The sequence below is a fragment of the Dietzia sp. CH92 genome, assembly GCF_032248695.1.
Taxonomy (GTDB): Bacteria; Actinomycetota; Actinomycetes; order Mycobacteriales; family Mycobacteriaceae; genus Dietzia.
This window is the reverse complement of the sequence record NZ_JAVHXC010000003.1, coordinates 433,225-454,675: the sequence shown is the minus strand read 5'-3', so window position 1 is coordinate 454,675 and position 21,451 is coordinate 433,225. Positions and strand designations below refer to the sequence as shown.

At 73.9% G+C, this 21,451-nt stretch carries 18 protein-coding genes; 9 read left to right on the top strand and 9 right to left on the bottom strand.

Going from position 1 to position 21,451, the window contains the following annotated elements:
* The 5 genes from RWK90_RS08520 to RWK90_RS08500 all read right to left on the bottom strand — a co-directional run bounded on the left by RWK90_RS08520 (position 1) and on the right by RWK90_RS08500 (position 8,828).
* Positions 1-1,692 carry a hypothetical protein gene (locus RWK90_RS08520; RefSeq protein WP_314036751.1) on the bottom strand — a complete coding sequence of 564 codons (1,692 nt, stop codon included), beginning with the start codon at positions 1,690-1,692 and terminating at the stop codon, positions 1-3.
* An 87-nt stretch (positions 1,693-1,779) separates the two neighbouring features.
* Positions 1,780-3,675 carry a lipid II flippase MurJ gene (locus tag RWK90_RS08515; protein ID WP_314036749.1) on the bottom strand — a complete coding sequence of 632 codons (1,896 nt, stop codon included), beginning with the start codon at positions 3,673-3,675 and terminating at the stop codon, positions 1,780-1,782.
* Positions 3,672-6,251 (bottom strand): hypothetical protein, encoded by a 2,580-nt coding sequence (locus RWK90_RS08510; RefSeq protein ID WP_314036747.1) that lies wholly within the window; start codon positions 6,249-6,251, stop codon positions 3,672-3,674. The genes RWK90_RS08515 and RWK90_RS08510 overlap by 4 nt, the downstream gene beginning before the upstream one ends.
* Positions 6,248-7,585, bottom strand: a complete 1,338-nt coding sequence (locus RWK90_RS08505; protein ID WP_314036745.1) for an NUDIX hydrolase — start codon at positions 7,583-7,585, stop codon at positions 6,248-6,250. Before RWK90_RS08505 ends, RWK90_RS08510 begins: the two co-directional genes overlap by 4 nt.
* A gap of 70 nt (positions 7,586-7,655) precedes the next feature.
* Positions 7,656-8,828: an alpha/beta hydrolase family protein gene (locus RWK90_RS08500; RefSeq protein ID WP_314036743.1), complete on the bottom strand. Its 1,173-nt coding sequence runs from the start codon at positions 8,826-8,828 to the stop codon at positions 7,656-7,658.
* Positions 8,829-8,928: 100 nt separating this feature from the next.
* Here RWK90_RS08500 and RWK90_RS08495 point away from each other — a divergent pair, with 100 nt between their 5' ends.
* The 4 genes from RWK90_RS08495 (at position 8,929) to RWK90_RS08480 (ending at position 14,039) form a co-directional block, all read left to right on the top strand.
* Positions 8,929-9,258, top strand: coding sequence for an antibiotic biosynthesis monooxygenase (locus tag RWK90_RS08495; RefSeq protein ID WP_314036741.1), 330 nt, complete (start codon positions 8,929-8,931; stop codon positions 9,256-9,258).
* Between the two features lie 400 nt (positions 9,259-9,658).
* Positions 9,659-11,212 (top strand): CCA tRNA nucleotidyltransferase, encoded by a 1,554-nt coding sequence (locus RWK90_RS08490; protein WP_314037114.1) that lies wholly within the window; start codon positions 9,659-9,661, stop codon positions 11,210-11,212.
* Entirely contained in the window at positions 11,209-12,489 is a 1,281-nt protein-coding gene (locus tag RWK90_RS08485) for a glycosyltransferase 87 family protein (RefSeq protein WP_314036739.1), read from the top strand. The genes RWK90_RS08490 and RWK90_RS08485 overlap by 4 nt, the downstream gene beginning before the upstream one ends.
* A gap of 410 nt (positions 12,490-12,899) precedes the next feature.
* Positions 12,900-14,039: a hypothetical protein gene (locus RWK90_RS08480; RefSeq protein WP_314036737.1), complete on the top strand. Its 1,140-nt coding sequence runs from the start codon at positions 12,900-12,902 to the stop codon at positions 14,037-14,039.
* On the opposite strand, the gene RWK90_RS08475 is transcribed toward RWK90_RS08480, so the two are convergent.
* Positions 13,989-15,374 carry a hypothetical protein gene (locus tag RWK90_RS08475; RefSeq protein WP_314036735.1) on the bottom strand — a complete coding sequence of 462 codons (1,386 nt, stop codon included), beginning with the start codon at positions 15,372-15,374 and terminating at the stop codon, positions 13,989-13,991. The two genes, RWK90_RS08480 and RWK90_RS08475, sit on opposite strands and share 51 nt — an antisense overlap.
* A gap of 117 nt (positions 15,375-15,491) precedes the next feature.
* On the opposite strand from RWK90_RS08475, the gene RWK90_RS08470 reads away from it, so the two are divergent.
* Together RWK90_RS08470 and RWK90_RS08465 are read left to right on the top strand one after the other, a co-directional pair.
* Positions 15,492-16,124 (top strand): YqgE/AlgH family protein, encoded by a 633-nt coding sequence (locus RWK90_RS08470; protein WP_314036733.1) that lies wholly within the window; start codon positions 15,492-15,494, stop codon positions 16,122-16,124.
* Positions 16,125-16,228: 104 nt separating this feature from the next.
* Entirely contained in the window at positions 16,229-17,461 is a 1,233-nt protein-coding gene (locus RWK90_RS08465; protein WP_396230302.1) for an MFS transporter, read from the top strand.
* A gap of 46 nt (positions 17,462-17,507) precedes the next feature.
* Here the strand turns inward: RWK90_RS08465 and RWK90_RS08460 are convergent, their stop codons facing one another.
* Positions 17,508-17,927 carry a VOC family protein gene (locus tag RWK90_RS08460; RefSeq protein ID WP_314036729.1) on the bottom strand — a complete coding sequence of 140 codons (420 nt, stop codon included), beginning with the start codon at positions 17,925-17,927 and terminating at the stop codon, positions 17,508-17,510.
* A gap of 86 nt (positions 17,928-18,013) precedes the next feature.
* On the opposite strand from RWK90_RS08460, the gene RWK90_RS08455 reads away from it, so the two are divergent.
* Both RWK90_RS08455 and RWK90_RS08450 read left to right on the top strand, forming a co-directional pair.
* Positions 18,014-18,736: an AzlC family ABC transporter permease gene (locus RWK90_RS08455; protein WP_314036727.1), complete on the top strand. Its 723-nt coding sequence runs from the start codon at positions 18,014-18,016 to the stop codon at positions 18,734-18,736.
* The gene (locus RWK90_RS08450) at positions 18,733-19,065 is read left to right on the top strand and encodes an AzlD domain-containing protein (protein ID WP_314036724.1); all 333 of its coding nucleotides are present in this window, start codon (positions 18,733-18,735) and stop codon (positions 19,063-19,065) included. Before RWK90_RS08455 ends, RWK90_RS08450 begins: the two co-directional genes overlap by 4 nt.
* A gap of 13 nt (positions 19,066-19,078) precedes the next feature.
* Here the strand turns inward: RWK90_RS08450 and RWK90_RS08445 are convergent, their stop codons facing one another.
* A complete protein-coding gene (locus tag RWK90_RS08445) occupies positions 19,079-20,323 on the bottom strand; it encodes a cytochrome P450 (RefSeq protein ID WP_314036722.1) in 1,245 nt (414 codons plus the stop codon).
* 72 nt (positions 20,324-20,395) lie between these two features.
* Between RWK90_RS08445 and RWK90_RS08440 the strand changes: the two genes are divergently transcribed.
* Positions 20,396-20,848 (top strand): MarR family transcriptional regulator, encoded by a 453-nt coding sequence (locus RWK90_RS08440; protein ID WP_314036720.1) that lies wholly within the window; start codon positions 20,396-20,398, stop codon positions 20,846-20,848.
* A gap of 19 nt (positions 20,849-20,867) precedes the next feature.
* Here the strand turns inward: RWK90_RS08440 and RWK90_RS08435 are convergent, their stop codons facing one another.
* Positions 20,868-21,422, bottom strand: a complete 555-nt coding sequence (locus RWK90_RS08435) for a GNAT family N-acetyltransferase (protein WP_314036718.1) — start codon at positions 21,420-21,422, stop codon at positions 20,868-20,870.
* Positions 21,423-21,451: the final 29 nt, after the last annotated feature.

Sequence of the window (21,451 nt, the reverse complement as noted above, 5' to 3'; positions counted from 1 at the left end):
TCAGCGGGTGAGCTCGACCTCGGTGATCTCCGCGTCGTAGGCGTCGGTGCCGGACGTGCCGAGCCGCGTGATCCACACGAGGAGGTACTGCGTCTCCTCGGGCTCGTCGACGGACACGGTGGCCGAGCCGCCGCGCACGGTGCCGGTGCCGAGTCGGGTGGTCTCGTCGAGGGAGGTCGGGGAGGCGGAGGTCGCCGACCGGACCTCGAACCGGACGTCGTCGTCCTCCGAGTGCAGGACGACCTGCCGGACCTCCTGCTCGCCGTCGAGGGTGAACATCAACCCGATGCCCGGCTTGTAGGCCGACGGGCCGTCACCGATCTGCGCGCGGTACGTGTCACTCGACCAGGACGTGGACCGGTCGCCGTCCGCGACGTTCGGCGCGCTGCCCGGGTTCTCCGCCGTGCCGGCGGAGGTCGCCGGCTGCCAGGTCGTCACGGTCGACACCTCGACCGGGGTGTCCGGGGTGTCCTGCTCGGACTCCTCGGCCGCGGCGTCGTCGGGGCCGTCCTCGGGCGCGGGGTCCTCGGTCTGGGACGCGCGGCTGGCCTGGGCGGCGCGTTCGATCGCGTCGAGCTGCTGCGACAGGGGGGTGTCGTTGCTCGTGCCGCCGAGCCCGCCGAGCATCCACGTCAACACCAGCGCGATCACCACGACGGCGCCGGCGCAGGTGCCGGCCATGATCTGCCACCGCCGCTTCTGCGTCTCCGGGTCCGGTTCCGCGTACGGCTCCGCGGGCCGGTCGAAGTACGGCCCGGCCTGGGGATCGGTGTGGGGACCGGGGTACGGCGACGCGGCGGTCGCCGCGGGACCGGCGAGGGGCGGGGCGCCGACCGAGTCCGCCGACCCCACGGGACGGGCGTGCGGGGCGGGACGGACCGGCCCGCCGGCGCGATCGGCCACCATCGCCCTCACGGTGGCGGCCGAGCTCACCGCCGACCCGTCGAGGGTCCGCATCGCCAGCACGGCCGAGTCCGGCGACACCCCGGACCCGACGGCGGTGGGATCGAGGACCTCGTCGTCGTCGCCGGTCGGGGCGTTCACCGGTCGCCCGTCGGCCGGCACGTGCTCGTGGGACCCCTCCGGCAGCGGGAGGGGCCACGCACCGGTGAGCAGGGAGTAGAGGACCGCGCCGAGCCCGCGCACGTCGGCGCCCGCGCCCACGTCGCCGCGCACGCCCGGGAACGCCAGAACCGCGCGCCCGTCCTCGGTGAGGCGGATCCGGTCCGGCGAGTCCAGCCCCAGGGTGAGGCCGGCCTCCTCGGCGCGCGTCGCGGCGTCCGACAGTCCCCACACCGCACCCACCGCGGAACCGGGGTCCGGCTCGGCGACCGCGGCGGCGAGGCTCCGACCCGGGATCCACTCGGTGACCACGATCCCGCCCGCGCGGCCGCGGATCACGTCGAGGACACGCGCCAGCCCGTCGGAGTAGACGGACGTCAGGGCGACGGTGCGGTCGAGCACGCCGGTCGCCGAACCGGGCGGCTGCTCGCCGGGCAGGGGATCGACGAAGGTGAGCGCGACGAACCGGTCCAGGCGCCGGTCGCGCGCCTTCCAGAACGCCTGTCCGGCCATGCCGCCGCACGGCTCGAGGAGCTCGTACCGCCCCCCGGAGACGAGGCCGCCGACGGTGAGGCGGGGAGGTGAGGGAGGGGAGGCGGACCCCACGGGGGTCCCGGTCTGATCACCCACCCGCTGTCCTCCTCGCCTGGTGCGCCCGGCCACCCGTCGGCCGCTCGTGACCCCTCGAGTGTACGTACCGCGCGCCCGGCGACTCGACTATCGCCTCAGACGCCCCACCAGGCCGCGGAGAACAGGGGTGATGGAATCGAGTTCCGGCAGACGGGATCTCGACAGGATCAACCCCGTGACCACGAGGGTGAGGACCCCCGCGACCCCGGCCCGGACGACGTACCCGATGCTGCCGACGGCGTCGGTGAGCGCGTCCATCGGCAGCAGCGTGTCCACGGCGAGTGCGACCGCCGCGCCGGCGATCGACGCGGCCAGCGTCCACGCGGCCGAGCGGAGCGTCTCCCGGCCGCGCAGCGAACCCAGCTTCGAGCGCAACAGCACGTACCCCGCCACCGCGCCCACGACCCAGCCGATGCCATTGGCCAGGGCCAGGCCGATCACCACGTGCGAGCGCTCGTCGGCGACCACGGGCACGAGGAGCGAGAGGATCACCCGCACGACCGTGATCGCGAGGATCATCACGGTCGGCGTCCAGTAGTCCTCGCGGGCGTAGAAGACCCGCTGCTGCAGCAGGACGATCGCATACGGCACGAGCGTGAACGCGCCGGCCGCCACCGTCAGGCCGAGCACGCGGGCGCTGTCGGCGTCGAAGTTCCCGTAGCGGAACAGGCCCGTCGCGATGGTCGGCCCGAACGCCGTCATGAACGCGATGATCGGCAGGAGACCGAACAGGGACAGGCGGGTGCCCAGCGAGATGTCGCGCACCACCGCGTCGTTCCGGCCGGCGATCCCGTTGTCCGCCAGACGGGGGTTGATCGCGGTGAGCAGGGTGACGCCGATGATCCCGTACGGGACCTGCAGCAGCAGCCAGTAGGTCTGGTAGATCGCGATCGCGGCCTCGTCGGCGGCGGCGCCGATGCGGTTGGTCATGACCAGGCCGACCTGCGAGATCAGCACGTACGTGACGCCGGCCAGCGCGTGGCCGCCGAACTGCTTGATCCGCGGGCCCAGGCCCCACTGCGGCCGCAGGTCGACCCCGGCGCGACGCAGGGCGGGCACGAGCACGGCCGCCTGGACGACCACGCCCAGCGTGGTACCCAGGCCGAGCAGGAGGATCGGCCCGCTGAGAAGGTTGACCGGCGCCGCCGGGTCGATGCCGCTGCCCACTCCCGCGAACAGGGCGAGCGTGGCGATCGCGACGACGTTGTTCCACACCGGCGCCCACGCGCCGGGGCGGAACACGCCGTTGTAGTTGAGCACCGCCAGCATCACCGAGAACACGCCGTAGAAGAAGATCTGCGGCAACAACAGGAACGCGAACGCGGTCGCCAGGTCGGTGTTGACCTCACCGTCGCCCAGGTTGAGCTCGGTGAGCAGCGGCGCGCACGCCACCGCGAGGACCGTCGCCCCGAGCGCCAGCGCCGAGGTGACCGTGAGCAGGCGCCGGATGAACGACACGCCCCCGTCCGGGTCCTCCTGCGCGGCTTTGGCGAGCAACGGCATGAACATCGCGGTGAGCACCGAGCCCAGCACGAGCTCGGTGATCATGTTGGGCAGCGTGTTGGCGGTGTTGAACGCCGACGCCACCGCCGGGCCCAGGACGGTGAGGATGAGGATCATCCGCACGAAGCCGGTGATCCGGCTCGCGAGGTTGGCCACCGCCATCGAGCCCGTCGAGCGCATCACGGACGCGTCGGAGGAGTCGCGGACACGTCCGCCGGTCCCCCCGCCGGCCCGGCTGGCGCGGTCGGCCGTGGTGCCCGCCTCGTCCGCCCCGCCCGGCGTGGCGGGCACGTCCAGGGTGGCCGGCGCGCCGAGGGTGGCCGGCGCGCCCAGGGGGGCGTCGGGGACGAACGAGTCGGCGACCGGCGGCGGCGACGCCGGGCCGGGCAGCACGCTGCTGCCCGATTCACGCCGCCTGGCCCTGAGGCCGGGATCCGGTCTGCGCAGCTCGGGTCCGGGGGACCCCTGCTCGTCGTTCACGGTCGGTGCCCTTCGTCCGCGGGGTCGAGGATGCCCCGACGGTAGCGCAGGTAGCGACGACCCCCGAGGACGAGGGCGAGGGCCGCCGCGGCCAGCGCGAACGCCTGCGCCACCGGGTACCCGCCCGTCTGGACGGACAGCTCCACCGGCTCGGACAGCGGCCGGCCGTCGGGTCCCTGCAGGACGAAGGTGACGGAGTGGCGGGTGCCGCCCTCGGCGTCGGACTGGGTGGGGACCTGCAGCGTGCGGGAGCCGCTCGCGGGGATCTGGACGACGCCCACGGGGTCCACCCGGATGTCGGCCGGAGCGCTTACCGACACCCCCACGCGGACCGGGAACGGCAGGGCGTTGCGCGTGACGAGCAGCAGCGGACTGTTGGGGCTGGCCATGGTGAACACGCTGCCGGGAGGCAGGAGGTCGACGCTGTCGAGCGCGGCGCCCACCGTCCGCTCGAGCCGGTCGAGCCGCGCGACGGACCGGGCCCGCGCGGCCTCACCGGTGCCCGACTCCGGGGTCACGCCGTCGCCCCCGGCCCGGCGCCCGGTCTCCGACAGCACCCGCAGGGCGTCGGTGACCATCGGGTCGAGGTGGTCCTGGGCCCCGGCGGAGGTGGGGTCCGAGGTGTCGACCAGGGACCGCAGGGTGCCGACCGCCTCGAGGGCGCCGGCGATGCGCGGTCCGGCGTCGACGGGATCCGCCGCGCCGGGGTCGACCGCCCCCGTCGGATCGAGCGCGAGGCTCCCGTCGGGGACCGTCACCGGGCCGGTGAGTCGCTCGGTGAGCGGCAGTGCCCGCATGCGGCCGGACGCCAGCTGCACGCCGAGGGTCTCGAGCAGGGAGCCGGCCGAGTCCCCGTCGACGGTCCACACCTGGGGCGGCACCGCGAGGACGCCCTGCGGGCCCGCCGCCCCGGTGACGGTCCCGGCCGCGTCGATCGCGTCCACCACCGGCGCGAGCAGGGCCGCGCGGGCGTCCTGCAGGCGCGCCGCCGGCGAGTCGGCCGTCAGCCAGTACCGGGTGCTCGGATCCGAGTAGTTCGGGTTCTCCGGGACGTCGCCCGTGGCGGCCAGGGCCGCGCCGATGGTCGCCGAGTAGGTGAGCGCGCGACCCGGCCCGGTACCGGCCAGGCCGACGAGGCCCGGCGGCGGGACGATCCCGGTGTCGGTGCGGGTCGACGGTGCCGCCACCACCACGGTGCCCGCGCCGCCGCCCTGCGGGGCCAGGGTCTCGGCGGAGCCGGGCGCCAGCGTCCCCGAGGCGGGCACCACGACGTCCGGCACGGGCGCCACCCCCAGGATCCGCTCGACGGAGCCCGCGTTGTCCAGTGCCGCGCGGGTGAGGTCCGTGGACCCCACCGCCGCCACCGACTCGAGACCGGCCTGCGCGGCCGGCAGGCTCACGACGCACGCGCCGTCCGCCAGGGCCCGCAGCTCGTCCAGCCAGCGCGCCGCGTCCGCCGTCACGGCCCCGGGGTCCTCCGGGCGGGTCCCGCCGGCACCGTCTCCCCCACCGGAGTCGTCGCGGCCACCGCGGGACCCCCCGCGGCGGGCGGGGGTCTCGTCGCCACGGGGGCCGTCGTCGTGGGAGATCACCACGGTGCGCCCCTCCGCGATCTCCGAGACCGTGCCCAGCAGCGCCGGATCCACCGCGAGACACACGGACCGCCGCAGCTCCTGCCCGCCGGGTCCGTCGAACGCCTCGTCCGCCGCGCGCACCAGGCCGGTGAGTCGCCCGGGCTCCGCCAGCTCACGTAGGAGGGAGTCGTCGGTCAGCATCACCACGGGATCGGGGCCCTCGACACCGGGCACCGCCGCGACCCGCGTCGGGGCCGAGGCCAGCGGCCACAGCACGGTCAGCGGAACGGGCACCGGGCCGGGCCCGTCCGCCGGCGGGGCATCGACACCCTCGTCGTCGTCGACCCCCGGTAGGGACGCCGGCCGCGGCGCCTCCAGGACCGGCAGCAGGGTCCGGGCGTCGTCGAGTCGCGCCGGGGACCCGCCCTCCGGGGTGCCGTTGACGTTGACGAGCAGCGGGTAGACACCCGGTTCGGTGAGCTGGAGGTCGGGGCCCGCGTCGCCGGGCACCGCGCGCGCCGGCATGGAGACGCGGTACGGCACGGCGGCGCCCGGCGGCACCGCCTCCGCGACGCGCACGAACTCGCCCCGCACGGCGAACGACGGCTCCGACCACACCAACGGGTCGCGCACCGACTCGGAGTCGGCGGACCGCGGGCCGCGCTGCAGGCGCACGTCGACCGACTCGAGCGGCACGTCACCGACGTTGGTGATGGTGCCGGTCACCGTGACCACCGGGACGCCCGCCTCGGTCCCGACGGCGGCCCCTCCCCCGCTGCCACCGGGATCGCCCCGGCCGTCGAGGGCGCGCGGGGTGATCTCGTCGATGGTGATCCGGGCCAGGGTGGGCGCCGGGTTGGGGATGTAGCCGGCGGCCGCGGCCTCGGCGGGCGTGATCGCGTGGGCCGTGCCGACGCCCCATCCGGGTCCGACCGCCAGGGCCGCGCACAACGCCGTGGGGACGACCGCCCGGACCACGCGCCCCACCGGCCGCCCGGTCACGGCCCTGACTCCTCCGCGGTGTCCTCGCGGGGCGCGGCTGCCACACCGCGGCCGCCCGCGGCGCGGTGAGCGGTGTCCCCGCCGCCGGCGCGGGCGCCCGAGCGGCGGACCGGTTCGGGGCCGTCGGCGCGGCGCGACGGATCCACCACCTGCGCGTCGGCGGGCGGCGGGTTGTCCCCGGCCACCTCGTCGCGCGCGAGCTGCGGCAGGAGCGACCGCGCCGCCTCCACCAGGCGACGCTCGTCCGGGTACGCCAGCCGGCGCGGCAGGTCGTCGAACGGCACCCACGCGACCTCGGTGATCTCGGGGTCCTCGTCGCACAGTTCGCCGTGGTCGTAGCGGATGAGATGGTGGTGCACCGTCTTGTGGATGCGCCGCCCCTCGGCCACGAACCAGTAGTCGATGGTGCCCAGCGGGGCGAGGACCGTGCCGTCGACACCGGTCTCCTCGAGCACCTCGCGTCGGGCGGTCTCCTCGACGGTCTCCCCCGGCTCGATGTGCCCCTTCGGCATCGACCACAGCATGCGGTTGCGCCGGTCGAGGCGGCCGATGAGTGCCACCTCGAGGCGGGACAGGTCGGGCTCGTCGCCGCCCGCCGCGTGGGCGAGGCCGCGCACGACGAGGCCGCCGGCCGAGGTCTCCAGGACGGTCTTGAGGCGCTGACCGCCGCGGGGATGCCGCGCGCCCCCGCGGCCGCCGCGGGCGTTCCTGGTGCCGGCCTTACCGCCCTGGGAGCCGGGCTTGGACGCGGACTTGCCGCCGCCGGCCTTGGGCGCGGACTTGGCGGCGGACTTGGCGCCGTTCTTCCCGCCGGACTTGGGCGCGGCCTTGCCGGGCGCCGACGTGCGGGTGGTGTTGGCCGAGGCCGCCTGGGCGCCCCCGGATCTGGAGCGGTTGGGGGTGCGGGGGTGGCGCGGCGACTGGCGCGAGGTGGCGCCGGCCGTGCCGTCGCCGGAGCGCACCGTGTGGGTGGCGTCGGCGCCGGGCTGCTTCTGCGCCTCGGGTGCGCGGCCCTGTCCGCGGCCACCGCGTCGTCCGCGTCCGCCCCGGCGCCGCCGCCGGCCCTGGCGCGCCTGACCGTCCCCGGTGCCCGCGGACTGTCCGCCCTGGCCGGACTTCGGCGCGGCGGGACCGCCGCCGGTGGGCTTCTGGGAGGCGGGTTTCTGGCCGTCCCCGTGGCCGGAACGCTGGGTGTCAGAGCCCTTCGCGGTGCTGCGGTCCGCGCGCTGACCTGCGGATTCGCGACCGTTCGCGCCGGGCCCCGCGGGTCGCCGTGCACGTCGACGCCGCGGCGCGTTTGCGCGCGGTTCGGCGGGACGATCGGCTTCGGACACCCATCGATGCTACCGGCCGGGGGTGGGTTGGCCGGAATCCACGGCGGCCCGGCGCGGGGCCGCGCGTGGGTCAGGCGCCGAGTGCCGGTCCCACGACGCGCCAGGAGTCGCGCAGTTCGCGGGAGAACAGGCCGAAGGTGTGGGCGCCGCTGGTGTGGCGGTCGTAGGTGAACGGCACTCCGCCGGCCCGCAGGGCGTCGGCCATGTGGCGGGTGCCCAGGTCGGCGGCGAACTCGGTGGGGGCGCCCACGGCGAAGGTGGCCGAGCCGAGGTCGGCGGCGTCGTCGGGACCGGGGTTGCCGGGCGCCGAGGCGAGGTACAGGGCGGTGCCGCGAAGCCGTTCGACGTCGTGGGAGGGGTCGTTGACCAGCCACGCGGGGTCGCCGGGCCCGCCCCAGGCGTTGTGGATGTTGCCGCCGCCGCGGGCGACCATCGCGGTCATCACGGCGCGGCCGAGCGGTGTGGAGACCTCGGGGAACCCGGACAGGGACGCGGCGGCCGCGTAGTGGTGGCGGCCGGTGGCGGCGAGGGTGAGGGCGGGGCCGCCCGACATGGAGACGCCGATGACTCCGCGCGTGCCGTTCAGCGCCCACGCGCCGGCGAGCGCGGCGGGCAGCTCGGAGTCCAGGAAGGTGTGCCAGCTGTTGACGCCGAGGACGGGGTCGGGGTGCTGCCAGTCGGTGTAGAGGCTGAACCGGCCGCCCTCGGGGCTGGCGACGAGGACGTGCTTGTCGGCGAAGAAGTCCTGGTAGTCGGTGTGGTAGGCCCAGCCGACGTGGTCCTCTCCCCCGCCGACGCCGTTGAGCAGGAGGAGCAGCGGCGCCGGCGCGGGGTGCGCGGGCAGCAGCACGAACGTGGGGACGGCTCTGTTCATGGCGGGGGACCACACGTCGGCGAGGACTTTGCGGCCGGCGACGGGCTGGACGCGCAGGACCTGCGGGCGCGAGGTGTCGGCGGGCGGCGGGGCCGTGGGGCGCGGCGCGGTGGTGAAGCCCAGCGCGGTGGAGGTGTCGACGCCGGTGGGCCGCGCCGCGGCGGGCGCCGGGGTGGTGAGCGGGAGGAGGGCGCCGGTGAGGGCGATCAGCGCGGCCAGGGTGGTGGTGCGGACGGCGGCGGCGCGGACGGGCGCGAGGGTGGCGGCGCGGAGGGGCGCGAGACTGGCGGCGCGGAGGGGCGCGCGGGTGGCGGCGGTGCGGCGCGGGTGGGGGTGGCCGCTCAGGGGGTGACGACGACGACGAGGCACACCCGTCACTCTAGGCCACTCACGTAACACGTCACAGGGGTGCGGGAGGAGTTCCGAGTGCGGCGCTACCTGCACCCCGGGCCCGGCTAGAGTCCGCTGTATGAGCTCTGGCCCGCCCGCGCACGCCCTGGTCCTGCGACACCGGGCCAAGCCGGGACGTCGCGACGAGTTGATCGAGGTGTGGCGGCGGCACATGCCCGAGGCGGTCCGGGCCAACGACGGGCACCGCGCCTACGTCCTCTGCGCCTCGTACGTCGACCCGGACGTCATGGTCGTGTTCCAGCACTACCGGGACGCGGCCGCCGCGCAGGAGTTCCTCGGCAACCCCGCCTACCTGCGGTATCTCGAGGAGTCGGGGGACCTGCTGAGCGGGCCGCCGGAGGTCGAGGCCGTCGAGCCGTTGTGGTCCAAGGGGGTCGCGGCCGACTGAGACCGGCGGACGGCGGCTGCGGGCGGCGCGCTGAGTGCGGCGGGGCCGTGGGCATCGCGCCAGCGCACCCGGCCTCAGTCATGCTGCCTCTCCGACTCACGCTGCGTCTGTGGTCCATTTCCCCAGCGCAGGCCCCGGGTTGTCGAGCACCCGGGCAGCGTAGGTCACCGAGGCAGCGCACCCGGGGGGTGGTTGTGCTGGAGGATTGCTCATCCGGGGCGTCAGGGGTCCGTGTGCGCCGGCATGCGGGCGCGGCCGGCCGGAGCGAGCGGCTCGGGGACCGTCGTACCCAGTCGGTAAAGTCAGCGCCGTGACAGCCCGCAGACCGACCCCCGACCGCAGCGCCGCGAGCAGCCGCGGCGCCGGCACCCGTGCCGCCTCCGACCGGCATGACGCGGCGGTGTTCTCGGGTCTGCAGGACGGTCCGGGCGCCCGGCCCGACCCGGCTGAGGTGGAGGCCCGTCGGATCCGGCTGCTGGCCGGCGCGCAGACGACCCTCAACCAGCTGGCCGACGTGCTGTCCCCGTTGGCCTCGGCGTTCGGTGAGGCCGGGCACGAGCTCTACCTCGTGGGCGGGAGCGTCCGCGACGCGGTGCTCGGTCGTCTCGGCACGGATCTGGACTTCACCACCGACGCCCGCCCGGAGACCGTCCGCGGGATCCTCGACCGCTACGCGGACGCGGTGTGGGACACCGGGATCGAGTTCGGCACTCTCTCGGCGGTGAAGAAGGACGCGGACGGGATCGAGCAGCAGATCGAGATCACCACGTTCCGATCCGACTCCTATGACGGGGTCACCCGCAACCCGGAGGTCGTCTACGGCGACACCCTCTCCGGCGACCTGGTGCGGCGCGACTTCACCGTCAACGCCATGGCGGTGCGGCTGCACCCGGACGGACGTCATGAGTTCGTCGACCCGCTGGACGGGATGGACGCGCTGCTGGCCGGCGTGCTCGACACCCCGGCCGAGCCCGAGCAGTCGTTCGCCGACGACCCGCTGCGCATGCTCCGCGCCTGCCGGTTCGTCTCCCAGCTCGGGTTCACCCTCGCGCCGCGCGTGTTCCGGGCCATGACGGAGATGACGGCCGAGATCGACCGCATCACCGTCGAACGCGTCCGCACCGAACTCGACAAGACCATCCTCGGCGAGTACCCCATCGACGGCATCAACATGCTGTGCGAGACCGGTCTGGCCGACCACGTGCTGCCGGAGGTCCCCGGCATGAAGCTCGAGCGGGACGAGCACATGCAGCACAAGGACGTGTACTGGCACTCGCTGACCGTGCTCAAGCAGGCCATCGACCTCGAGCCCGAGGGCCCGGACCTCGTCCTGCGCTGGGCCGCGCTGCTGCACGACATCGGCAAGCCGGCCACCCGGGCGGCCAAGCCCGGCGGCGGCGTGACGTTCCACCACCACGAGGTGGTCGGCGCCAAGATGGTCCGCAAGCGGATGCGGGCGCTGAAGTACCCCAAGCAGGTCGTCGAGGACGTCTCGGGGCTCGTGTTCCTGCACCTGCGGTTCCACGGGTACGGCGAGGGGCAGTGGACCGACTCGGCCGTGCGGCGCTACGTCTCCGACGCAGGACACCTGCTGCCCCGCCTGCACCGCCTGGTGCGCGCCGACTGCACGACCCGCAACAAGCGCCGCGCGGCCAAGCTGCAGGCCAACTACGACTCGCTGGAGAGGCGGATCGCCGAGATCGAGGAGAAGGAGGACCTCGCCCGGGTCCGCCCGGACCTCGACGGCAACGAGATCATGAGACTTCTCGACCTCAAGCCCGGACCCGACGTCGGACGCGCCTGGTCGTTCCTCAAGGAACTGCGCCTGGACCGCGGCCCGCTCGACCGGGACGAGGCCGAGGCCGAACTCCGGAAGTGGTGGGCGGAGCAGAACGGCGGGAGCGGGCCCTCCGGGGAACCGGACACCGACCGGCAGAAGGGCGACCCGGCGTGATCGGCAGGGCGGTCGACCGCTACCTCTCCTCGGCGGTCGGCAGGCTCGTCGTCGTCGCCCTCGCCCTGATCGGCACGCTGGTGCACACGGTCGGGATCCCCGGCCTGCAGCAGATCCCGCCGTACCGCATCGACCTCGATGTGTACCGCGTCGGCGGGCAGGTGTTCCGCGACGGCGGCGAACTGTACGGCGAGCTGCCGCAACTCGCGGAGGGCGCCCACCTGCCGTTCACCTATCCCCCGCTGTCGGCCCAGATCTTCTCGCTGCTCACCCTGGTGCCGCTGCCGGTGGCGTCCGCGCTCATCACCCTCGCGACCATCGCGGTCCTGGCGCTCGTGGTGCAGCTGGTGCTCACGCGGACGTGCGAGCGGCCCGCGCGCGAGCTGTGGTGGCTCACCGGCGCGGTCATGGCGGTGGCGCTGTGGTTCGGCCCGGTGCGCGAGACGATCGGGTTCGGCCAGGTCAACGTCTTCCTCATGGCGCTCGTCCTGGTCGACGTGATCCGCGGTCGCGGGCGCTGGTGGGGCGGGATCCTCACCGGCCTGGCCATGGCCATCAAGCTCACGCCGGCCGTGTTCCTGCTGTACTTCTTCCTGCGGCGCGACTGGCGCGGGCTGGCGACGGCGGTGGTCTCGGCGCTCGCCTTCACCGGCATCGGGCACCTGCTCGCGCCCGACGACTCGGCCCGCTACTGGAGCTTCGCCATCCGGGACCCCGAGCGGATCGGCGGCCTGGCGTTCACGTCCAACCAGTCGGTCAACGGGGTGGTCTACCGGTTCGGACTCGAGGACACCGCGGCGTCCGCCGCGTGGTTCCTGGTGGCCGCGACGATCGGGCTCGGGATCGCGTGGGTCGCGTGGCGGCTCCTGCGCTCCGGCCAGGAGGTCGCCGCGGCCGTCGCCGTGGGGCACGTCGCGTTGTTCTGCTCGCCCGTGTCGTGGGGTCACCACTGGGTGTGGGCGGTGCCGGCGGTCGTGCTCACCCTGGTGTGGGCGGACCGTGCGGGTCGACGGGACGACGACGACGAGCGCGTCTGGCTCGGGATGGCCGGCAGTGGCGTGGTGATCTTCCTGGGGACGCCGCAGTGGTGGGTGCCGAACAGCGACGGACGCGAACTGGGCTGGGGTCCGCTCCAGCATCTCGTCGGCAATGCCTACCTCATCTGGGCACTCGTGTTCCTGGTGGTGCTCGGACTGCGGGCGGCGCGGCTCGGCCGACCGGATCTCGGCGGTGACCCGGAGCGGCCCGCGTTGCTCGACCACGCGATCGCCCGCTGACCGCACTCGGCCCGGCCTGCTGGGCTCGGCCCGGCCCGGTTCGGTCTGCCCCGGCCCGGCCTGCTGGGCTCGGCCCGGCCTGCTGGGCTCGGCCCGGCCTGCTGGGCCCGTCGGTCCGACGCTGCCGTGCCCGCCCCGCGCCTCCCTTCCGGACGACCGCCCGGGCTCGCTCGTCGAGGGGTCACAAACGCGCGGATTCGACCCCGGCGACCTGGAAAAACGTGCGCGTTTGTGACCACTCGACGGTAGAGCGCGCGGCCGCAAGACCCCGCCGAGCCGCCGCGGCAAGGCCTGCGCGGCGAGCGGAGAGGCGTCAAGCCCGGCGGGCGGCCTGTGGACAACTCCCCGCGCTCTCCACAGATCCGTCGGCGATACTGGTCGGGCGGGCCGCTGCGGGACACGATCAGCGCATGGACTACTTCTTCGGAGACGGCGTCGGTCAGCCGACGCAGTGGCAGGGCGAGCCCGACCTCACCCTCGGAACCGGCGCGCCCGACGCGCTGTGGTTGGACTTCGACGGCGACGGGCACGCCGATGACGCCCTCTGGGACTCGGACCTCGACGGGACCGCGGACCGGGTGGTGACGGACGTCGGCGCGGCGGGGCAGGTCGCCTACGCCGACGACGGCAACCGCGGCGTGTGGAACGTGCACGCGGGCGCGGCAGGGGCGCTCGCGGCGGGTGCGATCGGCGCGGGGTCGGTGGGCGGCGGCTCGGTGGGCGCGGGCTCGGTGGGCGCGGGATCCGTCGGCGTCGGGTCGCTCGGCGCGGGCTCGGTGGGGGGCGGCTCGGTGGGTGTCGGGTCCGCGGGCGGTGGCCTCGGTTCGGCCGGCCTCGGCTCCGTCGGCGCCGGGGCGCTGGCGGCCGGTTCGATCGCCGCCGGCGCGCACGGATCCGGCCTGCTGGACGGTGCCGTGGCCGCGGGATCCGATGCGATCGCCGCCGGGACGCAGTCCCTGGGTGAGCTGCCGGACTGGGGATCCCTGCTGTCCGACGCGATCGGCGCGATCCACCACGGGTCGGCGGCGGCCACGGACTCCGCCCGATGGTCCACTCCCCCGGTCACCGAGCCCGATCCCTCGCAGCCGCAGCCGCAGCCGCCGGTGCAGGGCGGCACGGTCCCCGACCCGGCGCCGCCGGTCGTCGAGCACGACGGGTCGATCACCGTCGAGGCCGACGGGGGGTGGCTGTCGGTCGCGGACGCGAACGGCGACGGTCGCCTCGACGCCGCCCTGCCGTTCGAGCCCCCGCGCATCGAACTGCCGGACTTCGCGCTGCCCCACATCGAGCTCCCGCGGATCGAGGTGCCGCACATCGACCCGGGATCGGTGGCGGATGTGGCGGCGGGTTCCGCGGCCGCGGGTTCGGCGGCGGCGGGGTCGGTGGGTGCGGGGTCGATCGGGGCGGGAGGCCTCGGCGCCGGTTCCGTCGGCGGCGGCTCGGTGGGCGGTGGCTCGGTCGGCGCCGGGTCGCTAGGCGCGGGCTCGGTGGGCGGTGGTTCAGTGGGCGGCGGCTCGATCGGGGCGGGCTCGCTCGGTCTCGGCTCCTGAGCGCGTGGCCACCACCATCGCGATCACGGCCGCGGCGGCGTACAACGCGGCCGGGACCAGCATCAACGCCACCGAACGGCCGTCGGTCGGCACGAACGGCCACACCGCGACCATGCCCACGACGAACGCCGAGTTGAACAGCGCGTCCTGCAGGGCGAACACGCCACCGCGGCGGGCGTCGGGGACGTCGGTCTGCATGGCGTTGTCGGCCACCAGCTTGACGATCTGTGCGCCCAGCCCGATCGCCACCGCGCCCACGACGAGCGTCATCGGGTCGAGGGTCGGGCCCACCGCCGACTGCGCGACCGCGGACACCGCCGCGCCGGCGGCCACCACGAGGACGCGACGGGACCGGGCGATGGCCCACGGGGTGACGACCGCGGCCAGACCCATGCCCGCGGCCACCGCCGCCGACAGCAGCCCGAACCCGCCCATGCCGGCGATGACAGGGCCCCCCGACCCCGCGGATTCGGCGTCGCGCAACAGCAGGATCGCCAGCATCGTCGTGATCCCGAACGCGGCCCGACCGAGCGTCACGCCGGTCAACGACACCCACACCAGGGCCGAGGACCGGGCCGCCCGGACGCCCTCGGCCAGTCCCCCGGTGAACGCCCGGACGGCATGCCGGGCAACCGCCCGGTCAGGGCCGGAGAGGAGCTCGTCGTCGTCGGGTCCCAGGTGGCGGCGCGGGAGGGCGAGCACCGCCCAGACCCCGACCAACGCGGTGATGACGGAGGGCACCAGGGTCCACGAGACGGCGGAGTCGCCCGCGCCCAGGACCGCGAGCACCGCGAACGCCGCGACCGCACCCACAGCGGTGATGACCGACCCCACCGTCACCAGGACCGAGTTGGTGGCGGCGAGGATGCGGTCCGGGACCACCTTGGGCATCGCGGCGGTCATCCCGGTGTTGATGAGTCGACCGAGACCGATCGCCACCAGCGACAATGCGAAGAGCACCGCCAGACCGGGGCCAGTGTGGACGGCGCCGGCCGCGATGAGCGCGATGGTCGCCACGATCGCGAGCGTGCGCACCAGCGCGGCCACGGCCACCACGACGCGGCGGTCCCACCGGTCCAACGCGGCCGCGGCGAACGGCCCGACGATCGAATAGGGCAGCAGCATCACCGCGAACCCGCCCACGATCGCCGCGGGCGTCGTCCCCGACTCGGGGCTGAACAGCACGATCCCACCCAGCGCGGCCTGGTGGATGCCCTCGCTGAGCAACGCCGCCAACCGCGCCGTCGACAACCGGCCGAGACCGTCGGACTCGCGGAGGGCGGCGGTCAGTCGACGGCGTGCGGAGGCGGCCGGGTCAGCGGTCGGGGAGGTCACGAGAGCCACCGTATCCGCCGGCCCCGGGCGCCCGACCCGCGTGCGCCGGTCGCGTCGACGAAACCCGATCGAGGGGACGCGCGTGTGGCCCGGCGGCGACGGGGGCATCATGGGGACATGGACACGGGACCGGACGATCTGAGCGGCGGCGGCCTGTTCGGCGACCGACTCTACGACGCCATGGACAAGCGGGATCCCGTCGCCGGTTCGCTGCTCATCGCCGCGCCCGACATGCCGGACCCCAACTTCCGCCGCGCGATCATCTACATGATCGAACACGACCATTCCGGGTCGCTGGGCGTGGTGATCACCCGGCGCAGCGAGACCGACGTCGGGGAGATCCTGCCCGCCTGGTCCGAACTGTGCGCTCCCCCGGCCGTGTTCCACATCGGGGGGCCCGTCAAACCCGACACCGGCATCGCCCTGGTCGTGCTGAGCGCCGGCGTCGACGGCCACCGGTTCAGCGGGCTCCAGCAGATCGAGGGCCGCGTCCACGTGGTGGACCTCGACAGCGACCCCGATCTCCTGCTCGAGCACGTCGAGGGCATGCGGGTGTTCGTCGGGTACACCGGCTGGGCGCCCGGACAACTGCAGGACGAGCTCGACCGCGGAGACTGGTACGTCGCCCCCAGCCTGCCCAGCGACCTGCTCGCCCCCGCCCGCGTCGACGTGTGGGGCGCCGTCCTGCGGCGCCAGGAGATGCCGCTACCCCTGTACGCCACCTACCTGCAGGACGGCGAGGTCAACTGACACAGCTTCCTCGGTTCGTCTCATAGTGCGGGATTTGGTTTCCGTATTCTGGGCGCTGGCATAGGCTTCCGCTGGTGGAGACGGTAGACGGTGAGTCGATGACGGTGACGGCCCGGCACTGGCTGGTGCTGGCCGTGGCGACGTTCGTCGCGGCGTCCGGATCGGCGTTCGTGATCGGCGTCGGCTTCCTGCTCCCCCACCTCACGACCGTCATGGGACTGTCCCTCTCGCAGGGCGGCGTCCTGGTCGCGATGCCACTGGTCGGCATGGCCGCGGCGCTCATCGCGTGGGGCTGGCTCGTCGACCGCGCCGGGGAGAAGCTCGTCCTGGTCGACGGGTCGGTCGGTGCGGCCGTCACCCTCACCGCGGCGCTCTTCGTGGACTCGTTCGCGGTGTTGGCGGTGTTGCTGCTGGTCACCGGTGCCTTCACCGCCTCGGGGAACTCGGCGAGCGGCAGGCTGGTCGTGAGCTGGTTCCCGGCCGGGCGCCGCGGGCTCGCCATGGGCGTCCGGCAGATGTCGCAGCCGGCCGGATCCGCGGTCGCCGCGATGACCATGCCGCTGCTCGCGCAGTCGTACGGTCTGGGCGCGGCGTTCGCGCTGCCCCTGGCGATGGCCGTGGTCTCGGCGGTCGCGGCCCTCGTCGTCGTCACCGATCCGCCCCGACCCGAGGCCACGCGCGACGCGGGCGGCGAGGCGGTGGGTGGCGCGGTGTCAGGCGCTGATGGTGACGCGGTGGGTGGCGCGGCGACGGACGGTTCGCCCTACCGCGACGCCGGTTACCTCTACCGCGTCCACGGCGTGTCCGTGCTCCTCGTCCTGCCCCAGGGGATGTTGCAGGCGTTCCTGCTGACCTGGCTCGTGCTGGGACACGGCTGGTCGGCGGTGTCGGCGGGCGTCGTGGTGACGGTGAGCCAGGTCCTCGGCGCGGTGGCGCGGATCGTCGCGGGCGCGGTCTCGGACAGGGTCGGATCCCGCGTGACACCCATCCGCGGCGTGGCGATCTCGGTCACCGGGGGTCTGGCCGCCCTGGCTGTGGCCGAGGCGCTGGGCGCACCCGGGGCCGTCGCCGTCACGCTGGGCGTGGTCGCCACCGTGCTCTCGGTCTCCGACAACGGGCTGGCGTTCACCGCCGTCGCCGAGTACGCCGGCCCGCGGTGGAGCGGCCGCGCGCTCGGAGTGCAGAACACCGCCCAGTTCGTGGCGATCTCGGCGTCCACTCCCCTGGTCGCCGCCGCGATCGACGCGGTCGGTTACTGGCCGGTGTTCGCCGGCGCGGCAGTGATCGCGGCGCTGGCGATCCCGCTCGTGCCGGCCGCCGACCAGGGCCGCGCCTGACGCCTCCGCGTGCGGCAGTCGACCGCCCGGAGCCCGGCCCCGCCGGTCAGGGCAGGGGCTCGCCGCGGTACTGACCCACCGACCACACGTTGCCCTCCGGGTCGCGGACGGAGAAGGTCCGGTCGCCGTAGTCGGTGTCGCGCAGCTCCAGCACCACGTCGGCCCCGGACTCCACCGCCCTGCGGTACACCGCCTCGGAATCGGCGGTCACCATGTAGGCGAGCCCCGTCCCGGTGGGCGTGGCGTGCGGGTCGTCCGCTCCCCGCCCCGCGTCACCGAGCATCACTCCCCCGCCCTCCGGCCACAGAAGCTCCGCGTGGGTCACCAGATCGCCCTCCGAGTAGCAGGCCGTCTCGACGAACCCCAGGGTGCTGACCAGCCAGTCGATCTCCCGACGCGCGTCAGCGCACCGGAAGCAGTGCCAGACGGTCGGCGCGGGGGTCGAGCCGGGCTGATGTGCGCTCATACCCTGAGAGTGTGCGCCCGCCGGTGCGTCGGCGGAAGGCCTCGGTCGGGGGTGATACCGAAACGTGGCTGGCTAGACTGCCCGGCGTGTCGACCAGCCCCTCCACCAGCGCAGAGATCCGCAAGGGTCTGGCCGACTGTTCGACCGTCGGACTCGGGTTGGTGCCGCTGGGGCTGGCGTTCGGGGTGCTGCTCACCCAGGCCGGTTTCGACTGGTGGTGGGCGCCCGTGTTCTCCCTGGTGATCTACGCCGGCTCGATGGAGTTCCTGGCGATCGGCCTGCTCACCGCCGTCACCCCGCTGTACTCGCTGGCCGCCGCGGCGTTCCTGGTGAACTTCCGCCACGTCTTCTACGGCCTGAGCTTCCCGCTCGAGGCCATCCGCTCGCGCCTCGGGCGGCTGTACGCCGTGTACGCACTCACCGACGAGGTGTACGCGATCACCGCCACCAAGCGGCGCACGGAGATGACCGGCGTGCGGACGCTGACCATCGCGATCACCTGTCAGTCGTTGTGGGTGGTCCCGGGCGTGATCGGCGCGCTCGTCGGCACCGCCCTGCCCGAGGGATTGGACGGTCTGCAGTTCGCGCTGACCGCACTGTTCGCGGTGTTGGCGGTGGACGCGTGGCGCTCGTCGGGTGACCTGCCCGCGCCGGTGATCGGCCTGCTGTGTGGTCTCGTCGCGGCCGTGGTCGCGCCCGACCAGATGCTCATCGTGGGGCTGTGCGCGTTCGTGGCGGCGCTGTTGGTGCGCTACGCGTGGACCGGCCGCGGGGATCGTGCAGCGCGGCCCGGTGGGGGCGGCTCATGACCGCCGTACCCGGGACCGCCTACCTGCTCGCCGGTCTGGGTGTGATGTTCCTGGTGACCGTGGCGCTGCGGGCGGCCCCGTTCGTCGCCCTCACCCGACTCCGCGACTCGGGGGTCGTGCGATACCTGGGGCGGACGATGCCCGCCGGCGTCATGGTGGTGCTGGTGGTCTACACCCTGCGGGACACCACGGCGGAGATCGGGTCGTGGGTGCCGGCGGCGGTCGCCCTCGTGCTGACCCTGGGCGTGCACCTGGCGTTCCGGCGCGCGGCGGCGAGCATCGTGCTGGGCACCGCGACGTACATGCTGCTGCAGGCCTGGCTGGGCTGAGCGCGCGGGCGGGTCAGCGCGCCACGGGGCACACTCCCAGGTCGACCTTCCACTGGGTCAGGCCGTTGAGCCATCCGGAGCGCAGGCGCGTGGGGTCGCCGAGCGCGGTGAGATCGGGCAGGTGGTCGGCGACGGCGTTGAAGATCAGCTCGAGCTGCATCTTCGCCAGGTTCGCGCCGAGGCAGTAGTGCGGGCCCTGGCCGCCGAACGTCACGTGCGGGTTGGGATCGCGCAGGATGTCGAACGTGAAGGGGTCCGCGAAGACGTCCTCGTCGAAGTTCGCCGACCCGTAGCAGATCAGCACGCGGTCGCCCTTGGCGATGGATACCCCACCGATCTCGGTGTCCTCCATGGCGGTGCGCTGGAACTGGGTGATCGGCGAGGCCCAGCGCAGGATCTCGTCGTAGGCGGTCTCGGGCCGCTCGCGCTTGAACAGCTCCCACTGGTCGGGGTGTTCGAGCATCGCGACCATGCCGTGGGTGGTGGCGTTGCGGGTGGTCTCGTTGCCCGCGACGGCGAGGAGGGTGACGAACCAGCCGAACTCGTCGGCGGAGAGGTGTTCGCCGTCGACGTCGGCCTGGACGAGTTTGGTGACGATGTCGTCGCGCGGGTTGGCCGCCCGGTCCTCGGCCATGGCGTTGGCGTAGCCGATGAGCTCCATGGAGGCGATGGCGGGCGCGTCCGGGTCGACGCCGGCGTCGTAGCTGGTCATGATGTTGGACCACTCGAAGATCTTGTGCCGGTCCTCCTGCGGGACGCCCAGCAGGTCGGCGATCGCCTGCAGCGGCAGCTCGGACGCGATGGCGGTGACGAAGTCGTCCGCGTTGGCCTCAGCGGCGGCGGTGACGATCTTCCGCGCCCGGTCGGCGAGCTCGTCGCGCATGCCGGCGACCCCGCGCGGCGTGAAGCCGCGGGAGATGATCCGGCGGTGCTTCTTGTGGATCTCGCCGTCCTCGTTGACGAGCATGGCGCGCTGGGCCTCGATGATCTCGCGCGGCGTGCCCTCGGCGAACCGCGGGATCATCGTGTTCTCCCCCGCGGAGAAGATCTCGCCGGTCAGGCGGGAGATCTCCTTGACGTCGGCGTGCCTGGTGACCAGCCAGTAGTGGTCGTCGTCGAACCCGTCGGAGCCGGGACGCTTGTTGACGCGGTGGATGGGCTGTGTCTTCCTGAGCTGGCGCCACTCGTCGTGCGGGAGCCGTTTCTGGAACAGGTCCGGGTCGGTGAAGTCGAAGCCTGCCGGGATGGTCACGTCCATGGTGTCTCCTGGGACTGGTCCCCACCGGCCCCCGGCGGGGATGAAACCGTGAATGGTGGTAACTATATACACGTGGCACTATCCCGGAGCGAGATTCTCGACCGCGCTCTGATGTTGGCGGAGCAGATGTCGGGGCACATCGCGCACGCGGCGGCGAATTATGGGCTGACCGTGCCGCGGCTGGAGCTGCTGTTCGTGCTTGGCCTGCAGGGGGAGTGCAAGCAGGTCGAGCTGGCGACGTACCTCGATTGTTCGCCGCGCCAGGTGACGGCGCTGGTGGACGGTCTGGTGGCGAGTGGCCACGTGGAGCGGACGATGCCGCCGGATGACCGGAGGGTGCGGTTGGTGAGCCTGACGGAGAAGTCGCGCCGGATCGTGGATGAGGTGGTGACGGCGCGCGTCGGCCTCGCCGACTGGTTGTTCGAGGGAGTTGACGACGACGAGCTGCAGGCCTTCGGCGCGGTCTCGGAGAGGCTGGTCTCCCGGATGAGCGGGCGGGCGCTGAGTCGGCTGACCGAGCAGTGAGCCGATCCGGCTCAGCGGATCAGGTGGAGCAGGCCGGGCAGCCGGCGTCCGACCGGGCGTATTCGACGAACCCGCGGGCCAGGTAGTTGGGGATGGCGGCGGGGGAGTCGTCCTCGCAGGTGTGCAGCCACACGCGGCGGCAGCCGGGGACGTTCCAGGCGATGCGGCAGACCTCGGAGAGGAACCAGCCGCCCAGGCCGCGGCCGGCGAAGGCGGGTAGCAAGCCGAAGTAGACGATCTCCACGTCGACACCGTCCTCAGGGGGACCGTCGGTCAGAGGATCCCCGGCGACCGTGTCGTCGCACGGGCTCATGCGCAGTTCCGCGTAGCCGAGGACCTCGTCGTCGAGGCTCGCCCGGAGGGTGCTGACGCAGGGGTCGGAGCAATGGGAGTCCCATCGCCCGGGCGTCCACTCGAGGCGGTCGGTCCAGCTCCAGTCTCCGCCGATCTCGCGGTACATCCGCTCGTTGAAGGTGGGCTCGGCGGGGAAGACGCGGGAGATCGTGAGATCGGCGCGCTCGGCCGGCCGCACCTGGTCGGCGGCGGTCTGCTGGAGGAAGGTCACGCTGGTCACGGGCCAATTAAAACAGTGCCGCCCTCTAC

Excerpts from the sequence above, each read along its gene's own strand:
- RWK90_RS08450 (WP_314036724.1), top strand. The coding sequence starts at position 18,733 with ATGACCGCCGTACCCGGGACCGCCTACCTGCTCGCCGGTCTGGGTGTG.
- RWK90_RS08445 (WP_314036722.1), bottom strand. The coding sequence starts at position 20,323 with ATGGACGTGACCATCCCGGCAGGCTTCGACTTCACCGACCCGGACCTG.
- RWK90_RS08480 (WP_314036737.1), top strand. The coding sequence starts at position 12,900 with ATGGACTACTTCTTCGGAGACGGCGTCGGTCAGCCGACGCAGTGGCAG.
- RWK90_RS08470 (WP_314036733.1), top strand. The coding sequence starts at position 15,492 with ATGGACACGGGACCGGACGATCTGAGCGGCGGCGGCCTGTTCGGCGAC.
- RWK90_RS08495 (WP_314036741.1), top strand. The coding sequence starts at position 8,929 with ATGAGCTCTGGCCCGCCCGCGCACGCCCTGGTCCTGCGACACCGGGCC.
- RWK90_RS08460 (WP_314036729.1), bottom strand. The coding sequence starts at position 17,927 with ATGAGCGCACATCAGCCCGGCTCGACCCCCGCGCCGACCGTCTGGCAC.